We start from the raw sequence: 13,099 nt of genomic DNA on the forward strand, positions 1-13,099 counted from the left end.
CATAACCTGCCCCGGCATGGGGGCAGAGTTACGAATCCTGGGTAACCTCAAGCGGAACTGCTAACAACGTAATGGGTGAGGTGAGTGGGGGCATCGGAAAGCGTGGCATCAAAGATATGCCCCAGGTTGTGCGCCGGATCCGTGGAGACCAACAGCACGTTGTGGTCCTGAGAAAGAGACAGGGCCGTGGCGGTGGCGAGGGTGGTCTTGCCTACGCCGCCCTTGCCGCCAAAGAACATGATGGGCGCGGTTTCTAGCAGCATTGAATATTCTCCAGGGGTGATTTATCCATGCCCATGCGCGTGTGCCAGGCGTGGAAATCTTCGTAGACCAGCGGCAATAGCTCCAGCGTGTAGTAGCTGGCGGGGTTGGGGATGCCGAGCGCCTCCGAGGCCACCAGCATCATAAATAGGTCATCTTCTTGCTGCTGGGCCTTGGCAAATACGGCGCGGTACGGGGCTTGGTAGAACTCATTGAGCCCCGCGCCGAAGGCCTTAAGCTTGTCGAGCATGCTGGGGAAGGGGAGCGTCGGTATCGTCATCGGTCCACTCCAGCGGCGGTTCCTTGCGCGCGTTGGAGATGGCGCCGATCGACTCCACGATGACCCAGATGGAGGCGATGACGATGACGACGTCCATGCCGAAGAGCAGCCAGTTCTGATCTGTAAACAGGGATTTCAGCTGTAGCAGCGCTGCCCACAGCGACATGATGGTGACAAAAATGAGCGGGATGATAACCGGCAGGGTGGGCCGGCGCAGGTGGGTGAGGATGACCACGACGATGGCCAAGGACAGGCTGGCCATGAGCTGGTTGGTGGTACCGAAGAGCGGCCAGATGGTCATGCCGCCGGACCCGTCCGCGCCCGCCGAGAAGGTCAGGCCGAAGGCCAGGCCCACCGCGATGATGGTGGAAACCAGCGCCGTGATGCGGATGCCCAAGATCTCGCCGATTTCCTGGACCACGATGCGCTGCAGGCGCACGCCGGAGTCCATCGTGGTGGCGGCGAAGAGCACGGCCATGGTTGCCAGGATGGTGGCAGACAGCGAGGTGGGAATGCCCAGGCCCTCGTTCATCAGCGCACCGCCGCCCTGTACGAAGGCGTTGACGCCGCCGGAGTTCCACTCGGCGTAGACTTCCTCCCAATTCGCCAGGGTCTTAAAGCCGGCGGTGGTGGCGATGATGGTGCCGAGCGCCAGCAGGCCCTCGCCCACCGCGCCGAAGTAACCCACGAAGCGAACGTCGGTTTCCTTATCAATCTGCTTCGACGAGGTACCCGAGGCCACGATGCCGTGGAAACCAGAGATGGCGCCGCAGGCGATGGTGACAAAAAGCAGCGGGAAAATCCCGGGGGTGCCCTCAGGAACATTCTCGCGCACGGCAGGGGCGGCGAGTTCCGGACGGGTGATGAGGAAGGAGCCGTACAAGATGATAAGACCTACGAAAAGCTGCAGGCCATTGATGTAATCGCGCGGCTGGAGCAGCACCCACACCGGCAGCAGCGAAGCAATGAAGGCGTAGATAAATAGCAGGATGATCCACACGCCGTTGGCGGGAATGCCCAGGACCGTCTCTGGCAGCACGACCGGGAAGCGGTCACCCAGAACCATCAGCGAATACAGCGCCACCACGCCCACCAGGGACACCAGCGGCAGGTTCCAGTTCAGGCGGTAGATGGCCTGGCCAATCAGCAGCGCGACGGCGATTGCACCCCACGTGGGAATGACCGCCGAGGGTGTAGAAATAAGCAGGTTCGAAATCACCACGGCGAACGCGGCATTGACCATGAGCAGCAGCAAGAAGATCACGATGAGGAAGAGGTTGCGCCCGCGCTTGCCGATGTAGCGCCCCGACAACGTACCAATCGACTGACCCTTGTGCCGCTGCGATGCCCACAGCGCACCCAGGTCATGCATGCCGGCGATGAAGAAGGTGCCTAACGTGACCCACAGGAATGCCGGGAGCCAGCCCCAAATGACGGCCACTGCCGGGCCGATAATCGGTGCCGCACCCGCCACGGAAGTGAAGTGGTGGCCCCACAGCACGTATTTATTGGTGGGAACGTAATCCACGCCGTCTTTGAGGCGGTGCGCCGGGGTGGTGTAGTTCTCTGATAGCCGGAAGATGCTCTTGCCCAGGAATTTGGAATAGAGCAGGTAGCCGGCCAGCATCATCGCCACGCCGATGATGACAAGGATGAGAGAGTTCATGGCTGTGTCTCCTTGCGCGTCGAAGGTGAGGTGTTGTGTATCACAGGTCTGAACAGTATGTCACGGTTCACACAAATTCTTGCAGTGCGGGTGAATTAAGGGGGTGGTGTTCCACTATGTGGACGCGCGGGAGTGGATCGCAGGGGCTTATGCGTGCTCGACGCCGCTTGGGAGACATGGCTGGGTCAAATCGCGGGTAGCGGCCGGGATTAAAGGACTCTGCTGGCGCGGCATGGAGCCAGTCGTGCCGAAGTACCGTGGTTAACGGCGAAGGCTCACTCGACTGGACTTATGGAGGAGTCGTTAGCTCGCTTCCTACAGTTGGGAGCCCTTTGGTGGCGGCACTTGTAAATCTTGACGAAATATCTCAAAAATTTCCGAACAGCAGCTTTTTGGTTAGGTAGCGAATGATCCGATTTTCGGTCTGGATAGTCTACTGGAGCTCGAATTCTACAACGTCAACTTCGTCTGTATCCGCTAATCCGGGGTAGTGGGTATCTAAAGCTTCGTGAAGCTCGGATAGAGAATTGAACCCGTCATTTTTAGCTTGCTTTTCCGACAGTAGCCCGCGCTGGGTAGATACAACGGCTGTGACCTGTGCGGGTAGCGTGACAACTTCTCCGGTTTCCTTCTCAAAGACTATTTGGGCTTTTCCTTCATAGAAGGGATCATCTACTCGGATTGTTTGTTGCTTTTCTCCGCTCCGAATGGAATCCTCGTAGCCTTCCCACATGTAGATACGCTGCTCTTTTTCCATATCTCGCCAGTTAAACGCGAATGGAAGAAGCTCTTCCACGGTGAGCGCTTCAAGGCCGTTGCTTCCGCGCACAATACACTGGATGGATGGATCGACATCAAAAAGTACCTGGCGGCATTTACCACAGGGTGAAATTACTTGTCCGGTAGGTCCATATACGGCGACCATTGCTTGGATGGGATCCTCTGGGTAACTAGCGGCATGGTTTGCTAAAGCAGAGACTTCACCGCAGGGGCCACCAAGGAAATGGTGTGCGTTTAAACCGAGAACCTGTTTTCCTGATTTGGTCAGGAGGGCTGCGGCGACGGTGTGGTCGCCTCCGTCTTGGAAACGCTGCGCATGGGCGGTTGCTTTGGCTGTTAATTCCCGAAGTTCGTTAGTAATCACGCTTCAATGGTAGTAACTACTAGCAGCATCGATCTATTTAAAGACAGGGGCCAATCAAATCTGGATTTCCTGGGTTTGCTTGATCGCAGGAAACCTTAGCTCCGAGGCGGCACTTGGTTTATTCTTCTTTGGCTGAGCAGAGTGCAATTAAAGTGGCCCGATATAAGTACCTCGAAACCGATGCTCAAAGGCTGGGTCGCAGAAAATGCTAGGCAAGCCCAGGGCATTCAGGCATGTCACTCGCCCTTGGATTTATTGGCTTCTTCATAGAGTATGGGGCTTGGCCTTAATAACGGTCGGAAGAGTAGCTTGGCCTGCAATGATCTGTGCAAAATCAGTATCCATAGACCTAAGTAAGCGTATCGCGTAGCGATGCGTAGACCAGAGACGATTAATATCAAGCATTGGCCGTAGATGAGCAGCTCGGTTTCTCATCCACCGTAGTTCATGGGCATAGCGATATACCGCTTCATGTCGAACGCCGTGAAATCCTGATGACAGTGCTGAGTTCCATATTTCGACTCGTTTGTTTCGAGGACCAGCATTCGGGGAAGGAAGAATGCTAGTCCATGAACCGAAGTTCAAACTCGCCACCAAATCATCGTGAGTTGGTGGAACGGACCTCACAGAACGGCTACCGGGATGGGGCTTAGCATAATTATCTAGTGCCTTCTTCTCCCACCACCTTGGATATAGGTCTGAATCATTTCGGGGCTGCCATGAAGCGGGGACATTGGGACGAACTAGATGTTGCAAAATCGTTGGAGCCGGATTCACAATCCAATCTTCATGACCTCCGAGAGCAGCATTCCATTGACGGAGACGCATATCGATTGTGTCACGAAGCAAGACTTCAACTATCCCCGTCAGCTCGGTAACCGCGCTGGAGGCTTGTATATTCCATAGATAAAGCTGAGCTGCCTCAACAAGCCCTACCGTGGCTTGCTTATATGTCTGGAAGCGCGCAGGAGGGATAGCCCGTTCTATTTGCCTAGCCGCACGATATGTCAGTTTAGGCATCACACACTTGTCTTTCTTTTAGAATAGGTATAAAATCTTAGCTATAAAGCGGGACAGTACCCGCAGCTACAGAATACCGGCGCTGAGAAACTATCTCAGGGCCGGATTCTTTTTATAGGTGGGGAACGCAGGCTTAAACGATATTTTGTAGGAATCGTTAGTGTTCTCAGTCGATACAACGTCATGGTGTGTGCTTGCGGTCTGTGCGCCCTTTCGCTGCTTTGGTAGACATAGCTGGGCCAAATCGCGGGTAGCAGCTGGGATCGACTACCCTAGGCTAACGTGAGCGAGCAGAAGAATAATGAAGTAAATGATGTCCCTGAGCAGCTGCGCATCCGCCGCGAAAAGCGCGACCGCCTGCTGGAATCCGGCGTAGAGGCCTACCCGGTATCCGTCGAGCGCACCACCTCCCTAAAGGATCTGCGCCATGATTTCCGCGTAGTGGCCGAGGGTGAGGAGCCGGGCAATGAAGAGGGCGTGACCTATTTGGCCGCTGGTGAGGAAACCGAGGTCACCCACGCTATCGCTGGCCGCCTTATCTTCATGCGCAATACCGGCAAGCTGTGCTTTGCCACCTTGCAGGACGGCGATGGCACCCAAATGCAGGCCATGCTTTCGCAGGCCAAGGTGGGCAAGGAGCGCCTCGATGCCTGGAAGTCCGATGTGGACTTGGGCGACTTCATCTCCGTTAGCGGCCACGTGGTTGCGTCCCGCCGTGGCGAGCTGTCCATCATGGCTGAGGAATGGACCATGGCGGCTAAGTCCCTGCGCCCGCTGCCGGTGTCCTTCGCGGAAATGGCTGAAGATACCCGCGTGCGCCAGCGCTATAACGACCTCATTATCCGCGAAGAGGCCCGCAAGAACGCCATGGTGCGCGTGAAGGTCATGCGCGCGCTGCGCAATTACCTGGAAGGCCAGGACTTTGTAGAGATCGAAACCCCGATGCTGCAGACCCTGCACGGTGGTGCGGCCGCTCGCCCGTTTATCACCCACTCCAATGCGCTCGATATTGACCTCTACCTGCGCATTGCCCCGGAGCTGTACTTGAAGCGCGCCGTCGTCGGTGGCATCGACCGCGTCTTTGAAATCAACCGCAACTTCCGCAACGAGGGCGTGGACCGCTCCCACTCGCCGGAGTTCGCCATGCTAGAGACCTACGCCGCCTGGGGCGATTACAACGATTGCGCCCGCATGACCCGCGAATCCATCCAGTCCGTGGCCCGCGAGGTCTTTGGTTCCACTACCGTCACGCTTGCCGACGGCACCGATTTCGACTTCGGCGGCGATCAATGGCCCGAAATCGAGATGTATCCTTCCCTGAACGAGGCCTTGCAGCGCAAGTTCCCTGGCCAGCCGGAGGTCACCATCGATACCGACGTGGAGACCTTGAAGGGCATTGCCAAGGTCATCGGCCTCGACGTGCCGCAGGGCGAGGGCTGGGGCCACGGCAAGCTGGTGGAGGAAATCTGGGAGGTCCTGTGCGAGGACCAACTGGAAGGCCCCATTTTTGTGAAGAACTTCCCGGTGGAGACCTCCCCGCTAACCCGCCAGCACCGTTCCGAACCCGGCGTGACCGAAAAGTGGGACCTCTACGTGCGCGGCTTCGAGCTGGCCACCGGCTACTCGGAGCTTGTCGATCCCGTTGTCCAGCGCGAGCGCTTCGAGGATCAGGCCCGCCTTGCCGCCGGCGGCGATGAGGAAGCCATGGTCTTGGACGAGGACTTCCTCGCCGCGATGGAACAGGGCATGCCGCCCACGGCCGGTACCGGTATGGGCATGGACCGCCTGCTCATGGCCCTGACCGGCCTCGGTATCCGCGAGACCGTGCTCTTCCCACTGGTAAAGCCGGAACAGAAGTAGTCCATACCCGGCGCTCCCACTCGGTGCCCACCCGCGCGGGCACCGTTAGCGCAACGACACCGGCTGCAGCCTTCCTTTGGCTGCAGCCTTTTTGTTTGCCCATTGCACCCGCCGCGTGTGCCTCGCAGCCCGAGTCGCACGCCTACTTCTGCCTACTTCTATCGACTTCACAAAAGTGCAACCTCCTCGGTGATATCTGAGCGGAAAATGCTACATTTCAGGGCCGAGTTTGCTCAGTTATCACCGAGGACCTATTGCATCAGACGTTGTGCATCGGAGGTCGCACTTTGCTGGAGGAACAGAAGTATCCCGCAACGCTGCTGCAATCACCGAATCCGCCGACTTCGCTGGGGTCGGCGGAGTTTGTTTTTGCAATCGCGGGCAGCAGCGCCGGTAGGGCTTGCAAACTCATGTGATGGTGCACATACTGTGCGAAACTGAATATATGAAAAGAATCGTATCTCTCCTATCCGTCCCCTTATTAGCAGTCGGCCTCGCGTCGTGCTCTTCGCCCGACGATGACGCGGAGAACCAGGCCTTTAGTTCGCCCACAACGCAGGCATCCTCGGAAGAAACCTCCGCTCCTGAGTCAACGGAAGAGACAACCACAACGACTAAGCAGACGGAGGAAGAGAAAGATTCTCACGGTCTTAAACAGCGCGATGCCAAAGATTATCTCGCGACCGGTCCCGCATACGAGCAGATGAACTCTTGAGGAGTAAAAAGCCCCGATGGGAAGGTTCAGTGCTCCTTGAATGAGCAATCTGAAGGCCCGTGGTGCTCCGTACAATTCTCCGACCCACCAATTCTGCCGGACCCGGAAATCCCGCAATGGGAAACCAATATGGTTAGCTACAAGAAAGGCGCAGGGTTCTTTCCTGCGGCTGTAGTCGAGCCGGGCGATCTTGTTCCAGCACAACCACTCAAGGTCGGCGAAGAGGTAGAAATCAGTGGCGTGACCTTTTCGGCCCCACATGAGGATGAATTTATGGTCACCGTCAACGGCCACCACTTCACTCTTAAAGATAACGGTCAGTTCTCCGCCGATACCTATCCATTAGAACCGGATTCCAACGGCTATGCGGCGCCAGGCACCATCTGTGGACAGATGGACACTCAATGGGGCCTTAAGAATGTCTATGCGCAGGTAGATGGCACCAACTGTCCCAAGGCAATGGAAGTGGTGGATTACTATGTGCACTATGAGTTCAAGCCTAAAGAGGTCAATACGCGTGGCATCCTGAATATCGGCGAGTGGGAATGCAGCTTTGCTGCACCGAAATTCCTCGATGACACTGAGCCAAGCAACAGATTGCCCAATTGTCAGGACCGGAGCGGGATTAGCCGCGTCGTGCTGCTCGACGCGTAACCTCGATTAGCCTGCCAGGGGCCCAGCGGAGGTATCGCCGCGCAGGCGCTTGATGATGTTTTCTGCAGAAATCAGGCACATAGGCACGCCGACGCCCGGCACGGTGGTCGCACCAGCGTAGTAGAGGCCGGCCACCTTGCGCGAGGCATTGCGCCCGCGGAAGAATGCAGATTGAAATAGCGTATGCGCTGGCCCCAAAGCTCCACCTGACCAGGAGTGATAGCGCTCGGCAAAATCGGCTGGTCCGAGACTGCGTGTGATGGTGAGTCGCTCGCGGAGGTCAGGAATATCGGCGGTGCGGGAAAGCTGGTCGAGGGCGGCATCGGCAATAGCAGCAACGCGCGGGGAAGCCTCGGAGTGGTAGGCATCGCCGTGCCCGTAGGCTTCTGCAGCGGGTACGGGGATGAGGAAGAACAGGTTTTCGTGGTCTTCCGGTGCGACATTCGCGTCGGTGGCAGAAACCTTCGAAACGTAGATGGACTCAGAGGCGCCGAGGGGACGTTCTGGGTCCGGTGCGGAAAAGACCGCGCGGAAATCGGGGTCCCAGTCCTGGCTGAACAAAAAGGTATGGTGAGCTAGCTGCGGGAGCTTGCCCTGCACACCGGCAAGTACCACCACGGTGCCCAGCCCCGGATTGCGGCGGGCCCAGTAGCGCTCCGGATAGGTGCGCAGTTTCCGGGGAAGCAGCTGATTTTCGGTATGGTGCAAATCCGCGGCGGAGACCACAATATCGGCATCGATATGCCCGGTTGTCGTGCGGACGCCGGTGGCACGTGTGGAAGACCCGCTGGCGGTGGTGATGGCGGTGACCTCTTCGCCCAAGCGGAATGTGGTGCCGAATTTTTCTGCTTGGCGGTAAATGGCCTGCACCACTGCGTGGAATCCGCCGAGGGGGTAGCACACGCCTTCCACCAGGTCGGTATGGCTTAAAAGGGAATACAGTGCTGGGGCCGCGGCGGGCTCGGAAGAGAGAAAAACCGCTGGGTAGCTCAGAATCTGGCGCAGGCGCGTATCCGAAAATTGCCCGTTGACGTGCTTTTGCAAGCTGGTAGTCAGCAGCGCTGCAATCCGCGCTAGCCGATGCCGAATATCTGCATGCACCAGGTTCAACGGCGCCGAAAATGTGGTGTACAAAAAGTGATCGAGCGCTACGTGGTAGGCGTCGCTGGCATCTGCTAAATAAGTGCGCACCTGGCTGCCGGCACCTGGTTCAATCGATTCGAAGAGGTGGGCAACGTTATCGGTCCCGGAATGTACATCCACGGGGGTGGGGCGCGCGGCGGTGCCAGGAGCGGACTCGCCGGGGCCGCCGGTATAGACGCGGTAATCGGGTGAGAGGCCCACCAGATCCAGTTCCTTTTCTGTCGAGGTACCGCAGAGGGAAAAGAAGTGGTCGAAGGCATCCGGCATGAGGTACCAGGACGGTCCGGTATCCCAGCGGAACCCCGCCTCCGTATAGCTGCCCGCGCGTCCGCCTACCTCGTCTAGGGAATCTACGACGGTAACCTCGTAGCCCTCTTTTCCCAGGAGGGCAGCGGTGGCAAGGCCGGCGATGCCGGCCCCGATGACGACAGCGTGCATAATGTTCTCCTTAGTATTCAGTCTTCGGCGGGGTTCTTCATCTACGTGCGGGTTCATCTACGTGCGGTGCGCTATCGCACCGCACGCACCGCACGCACCGCGCGGGCGGCCAGCCATGCCTTGGTGCGATTCGGCACGGATATGCGGGTGGTTTTTAACTCCGCGGCGGGGGTAGCGGCGAGCTGGTTGGTGAGCTCGGCAAAGATATCGGCGGCCGCGCGCACGCCAACGCGGGCGGATAACGGCAAGAGGTGTATGGCTTTTTCGGCGGCGGCGAGCTCGCGGCGGATTTCGGCGATGAGGGCGGACTTGGCGGCCTCGGAAAGCTCGCCACCAGCGGCCTGCGGGAAATAGGCCCGGCCCAGGACCGAGGAGTCCTCGCCCAGATCCCGCAGGAAGTTAATCTTTTGAAACGCGGAACCCAAGTAGCGCGCACCGCGGTCCATCGTGGCGCGATCGGCGGCGGAGACGGTCTCTTCCGCCAAGAAGACCTGCACACACAATAAGCCGATGACCTCGGCGGAGCCGTAGATATACTCGGCGAGCTCGGAAGCGGAATACTCCCGATGGGTGAGATCTGCGCGCATGGAATCGAAAAAAGCCACGAGATGATCGCGCTGGAAGCCGCAGCGCCTGGCGGTAATGGCATAAGAGTGCACGACGGGATCGGTGTGCAGCCTTTTCTCCGGCGCCGCCAAGATAGCGGCCTCGTAGGCATCGAGCGCGGCGGCGGCATCGATGCGGGCTTGATGTGCGGTGCCATCGACAAGCTCGTCCGCGATGCGCACCACGGCATAAAGGTGGCGGATGTCTTCGCGCACCCGCCCGCGCAACAGGCGCGTGGCCAGGGAAAAACTGGTGGAATACTGCCCCATAACCCGCGCGGCCGCGCGCGAGGCCGCCTGGTCATAGCGAGTCAACATACTTGCAAAAGTAGCACGCGCCCAAAGCACCCTAGCGGTTGGTGGCCCGCGGCTGGCCCTCGGCAAAGCCGGCGGCAGATTGCACGCCCACGGTGGCGCGCTCGTGGAAGCTTGCCAGCGAATCGGCCCCGGCATAAGTACAGGATGAGCGCACGCCGGAGATGATGCGGTCTACCAAATACTCCACGCCGCCGTGCTCCGGATCGAGGTAGATGCGCGAGGTGGAAATGCCTTCCTCAAACATCTCCCGACGGGCGCGCTCGAAGGCTTCGGTGGCGGAATTGCGCCCGCGCACCGCCCGGCGCGAGGCCATGCCGAACGATTCCTTATAGAACGAGCCATCAGCGTCCTTGTGCAGGTCACCGGGGGATTCAAAGGTGCCGGCGAACCAGGAACCAATCATCACATTGGACGCGCCCGCAGCCAGTGCTAGGGCCACGTCGCGGGGATCGCGCACGCCGCCATCGGCCCACACGTGCGCGCCGACCTCGCGGGCCGCGGACGCGCACTCCAGCACGGCGGAAAATTGCGGGCGGCCCACGCCGGTTTGCATGCGGGTGGTGCACATCGCGCCGGGGCCCACGCCGACCTTGATAATATCCGCGCCCGCCGCGGCCAGCTCGCGCACGCCGGCGGCCGTGACCACGTTACCGGCGGCAATCGGCAGTCCCAGATCCAGGGCCTTGACTTTGCGCAGCGCCGCCAGCATGCTGTCTTGATGCCCGTGGGCGGTATCGATGACGAGGACGTCAGCGCCGGCATCGGCAAGCGCCCGCGCCCTGTCCTCAACGTCGCCATTAATGCCCACCGCAGCACCGATGTGCAGGCGCCCCTGCTTGTCGATGCCCGGCTTATACATCGTCGCCCGCAGCGCACCCTTGCGCGTCAAAATGCCCGCCAGCGTGCCATCCGGATTGACCACTGGGGCGAGCTTGCGCGAGGTTGCGCGCAGGCGGGTAAAGGCCTCCTGCGGGTCGATGCCCACAGGCAAAGTGACCAAATCAGTGGTCATGAGCTCGCCCACGGCGGTGAAATTATCCTGCCCGCGCAGATCCTTTGGCGTGATGATGCCTACCGGCAGCGCGCCGTCGACCACGATGGCCGCGCCGTGGGCGCGCTTGTGCAAAAGGTTGCTGGCATAGCCCACCGTATGGTGCGGCTTGATGGTGATAGGGGTGTCATAGACCAGGTCGGCGGCCTTTACCGAGGCGATCGTCTCCGCCGCGGCCTCCAGGCTGAGGTCCTGCGGCAGGATGGCCATGCCGCCGCGCCGGGCGATGGTTTCTGCCATGCGGCGGCCGGCCACAGCGGTCATATTCGCCACGATGAGCGGGATGGTATTGCCCGTGCCATCGGCCGCGGTGAGGTCGACCGCCTGCCGCGAGCCAACATCTGAGTGGTTCGGCACCATAAATACATCCGAGTAGGTCAGCTCGTAGGGCGGGCGGGAATCATTGAGGAAATGCACTGTGAGATTGCCTAACGTGAATCGAGGGTGCAGGAAAAGACATCTAAATCATACGCCCCAAGTTTTGCAGGTTTAGCCAAGTCAGTATCCTGATTTGGTGTCTCAGAATCCCGCTCCGAAAATCTCCGCAGAGGTCATAGTCAACCTCACCATCTTGGTGCTCTCCGCGATGGTGATGATTTTGAATGAAACCGCCCTTTCGGTGGCGCTGCCCACCATCATGGCGGATTTCTCCATCCCGGCGACCTCCGCGCAGTGGCTGCTGACCGGCTTCTTGCTCACCATGGGTGTGGTCATTCCCACCACCGGGTTCCTGATGGATAAATTCACCACCCGGCAGATTTTTGGCGCCTCCACCGGCGTTTTCCTCACGGGCACGGTGCTGGCGGCCCTCGCCCCGGCCTTTGGGTTGCTGCTTGCCGGCCGCGTGCTGCAGGCCGCCGGTACCGCCCTGATGATTCCTACCCTTATGACCGTGGCCATGACGCTCGTTCCACCGCAACGCCGCGGCACCGTCATGGGCATTATCACCGTGGTCATCTCCGTGGCGCCGGCCCTGGGCCCCACCGTCGGCGGGTTCATTTTGAGCATGGCGACCTGGCACGTCATCTTCTGGACCATGGTCCCGCTCATCGCCGCCATTTGCATCGCCGGCTACTTCCGCCTGGTCAATGTGGGCGAGCGCAGGGATACCCCGCTCGATATTCCGTCGGTATTCTTATCCGCCCTGGCCTTCGGCGGGCTCATTTATGGCCTATCGTCCATCGAGAAGATGGTGGAGGGTGGCTCGCTTGCCGATGCCCTCGTGCTCCTCCTCGGCGTCCTCACCCTCATTACCTTTACCGTGCGCCAACTCCGGCTGGCTAAGGTAAACCGCGCGCTTTTGGACCTGCGCCCGTTTAAGGTCCGCAATTTCACCCTCGCGGTCATCGCCATGCTGCTCATGTTCGCCCTGCTGCTGGGCACGGTGAATATCCTGCCCATTTATCTACAGACCTCGCTGGCGGTATCCTCGCTGGTCACCGGCCTCGTGGTGATGCCCGGCGGCCTTTTGCAGGGCGGGATTTCCCCGATTGTGGGACGGATTTATGACGCCCTTGGGCCTCGGCCGCTGTTGATTCCCGGCGCAGTCATGTTTTCTACCGGCATCTGGCTGATGACCCTGCTGACAGAAAACAGCGAGGTGTGGATGGTCATCGGCATGCATATCCTGTTCGCCGTGGGCATCGCGCTCATGATGACCCCGCTGATGACGGTCTCGCTGTCCTCGCTTCCCGATGACCTCTACTCCCACGGCTCTGCCATTCTAAATACGCTGCAGCAACTCGCCGGCGCGGCGGGTACCGCCTTCCTCGTCGCCTTTTTGACCAGCGGCACCAAATCCGGCCAAGCCGAGGGGATGAGCGAGGCCGCCGCCACCGCCCAAGGCGCGCACTGGGCCTTCCTTTTCGCCGGCGTGCTCTCGCTTTTCGTGCTCGTGCTAGCGCCCCTGCTCAAGCGCGTGCCCGCCGAAGACTAGTCCCCGCG

At 59.5% G+C, this 13,099-nt stretch carries 10 protein-coding genes and 1 pseudogene; 4 read left to right on the plus strand and 7 right to left on the minus strand.

Annotated features, from left to right (window positions below; all coding sequences use genetic code 11):
• Positions 1-74: 74 nt before the first annotated feature.
• The 4 genes and pseudogenes from ABRP87_RS09055 to ABRP87_RS09070 all read right to left on the minus strand — a co-directional run.
• A pseudogene (locus ABRP87_RS09055) lies at positions 75-263 on the minus strand (ArsA-related P-loop ATPase); the annotation flags it as partial.
• A complete protein-coding gene (locus ABRP87_RS09060) occupies positions 254-511 on the minus strand; it encodes a cory-CC-star protein (protein ID WP_023029243.1) in 258 nt (85 codons plus the stop codon). The pseudogene ABRP87_RS09055 and the gene ABRP87_RS09060, both read right to left, overlap by 10 nt.
• Complete coding sequence (locus ABRP87_RS09065; RefSeq protein ID WP_349868435.1) at positions 495-2,207, minus strand: carbon starvation CstA family protein; 1,713 nt, start codon at positions 2,205-2,207, stop codon at positions 495-497. Before ABRP87_RS09065 ends, ABRP87_RS09060 begins: the two co-directional genes overlap by 17 nt.
• 433 nt (positions 2,208-2,640) lie before the next feature.
• Entirely contained in the window at positions 2,641-3,351 is a 711-nt protein-coding gene (locus ABRP87_RS09070; protein ID WP_349837739.1) for an ASCH domain-containing protein, read from the minus strand.
• Positions 3,352-4,653: 1,302 nt separating this feature from the next.
• Between ABRP87_RS09070 and lysS the strand changes: the two genes are divergently transcribed.
• From lysS to ABRP87_RS09085, 3 genes are all read left to right on the plus strand, one after another.
• Positions 4,654-6,231, plus strand: coding sequence for a lysine--tRNA ligase (lysS, locus tag ABRP87_RS09075; RefSeq protein ID WP_349868437.1), 1,578 nt, complete (start codon positions 4,654-4,656; stop codon positions 6,229-6,231).
• A gap of 445 nt (positions 6,232-6,676) precedes the next feature.
• Complete coding sequence (locus ABRP87_RS09080) at positions 6,677-6,946, plus strand: hypothetical protein (protein ID WP_349868439.1); 270 nt, start codon at positions 6,677-6,679, stop codon at positions 6,944-6,946.
• A 36-nt stretch (positions 6,947-6,982) separates the two neighbouring features.
• Positions 6,983-7,600, plus strand: coding sequence for a hypothetical protein (locus ABRP87_RS09085; protein ID WP_349868441.1), 618 nt, complete (start codon positions 6,983-6,985; stop codon positions 7,598-7,600).
• A gap of 6 nt (positions 7,601-7,606) precedes the next feature.
• Here ABRP87_RS09085 and crtI read toward each other — a convergent pair whose 3' ends face one another.
• The 3 genes from crtI to ABRP87_RS09100 form a co-directional block, all read right to left on the minus strand.
• Positions 7,607-9,181 (minus strand): phytoene desaturase family protein, encoded by a 1,575-nt coding sequence (gene crtI / locus ABRP87_RS09090; protein WP_349868442.1) that lies wholly within the window; start codon positions 9,179-9,181, stop codon positions 7,607-7,609.
• A 71-nt stretch (positions 9,182-9,252) separates the two neighbouring features.
• On the minus strand, positions 9,253-10,104 hold the full coding sequence (locus ABRP87_RS09095) for a phytoene/squalene synthase family protein (protein ID WP_349837742.1): 852 nt from the start codon (positions 10,102-10,104) through the stop codon (positions 9,253-9,255).
• 31 nt (positions 10,105-10,135) lie between these two features.
• The gene (locus ABRP87_RS09100) at positions 10,136-11,572 is read right to left on the minus strand and encodes a GuaB1 family IMP dehydrogenase-related protein (protein WP_284771727.1); all 1,437 of its coding nucleotides are present in this window, start codon (positions 11,570-11,572) and stop codon (positions 10,136-10,138) included.
• Positions 11,573-11,669: 97 nt separating this feature from the next.
• On the opposite strand from ABRP87_RS09100, the gene ABRP87_RS09105 reads away from it, so the two are divergent.
• Positions 11,670-13,091, plus strand: a complete 1,422-nt coding sequence (locus tag ABRP87_RS09105; RefSeq protein ID WP_023023920.1) for an MDR family MFS transporter — start codon at positions 11,670-11,672, stop codon at positions 13,089-13,091.
• Positions 13,092-13,099: the final 8 nt, after the last annotated feature.

This window comes from Corynebacterium sp. KPL2830 (assembly GCF_040225635.1).
In the GTDB taxonomy this organism is placed as follows: domain Bacteria; phylum Actinomycetota; class Actinomycetes; order Mycobacteriales; family Mycobacteriaceae; genus Corynebacterium.

What these genes read in the sequence shown, in the direction of transcription:
- ABRP87_RS09065 (WP_349868435.1), bottom strand. Translation starts at nt 2,207, where the DNA reads ATGAACTCTCTCATCCTTGTCATCATCGGCGTGGCGATGATGCTGGCC.
- ABRP87_RS09060 (WP_023029243.1), bottom strand. Translation starts at nt 511, where the DNA reads ATGCTCGACAAGCTTAAGGCCTTCGGCGCGGGGCTCAATGAGTTCTAC.
- ABRP87_RS09095 (WP_349837742.1), bottom strand. Translation starts at nt 10,104, where the DNA reads ATGTTGACTCGCTATGACCAGGCGGCCTCGCGCGCGGCCGCGCGGGTT.
- ABRP87_RS09080 (WP_349868439.1), top strand. Translation starts at nt 6,677, where the DNA reads ATGAAAAGAATCGTATCTCTCCTATCCGTCCCCTTATTAGCAGTCGGC.
- crtI (WP_349868442.1), bottom strand. Translation starts at nt 9,181, where the DNA reads ATGCACGCTGTCGTCATCGGGGCCGGCATCGCCGGCCTTGCCACCGCT.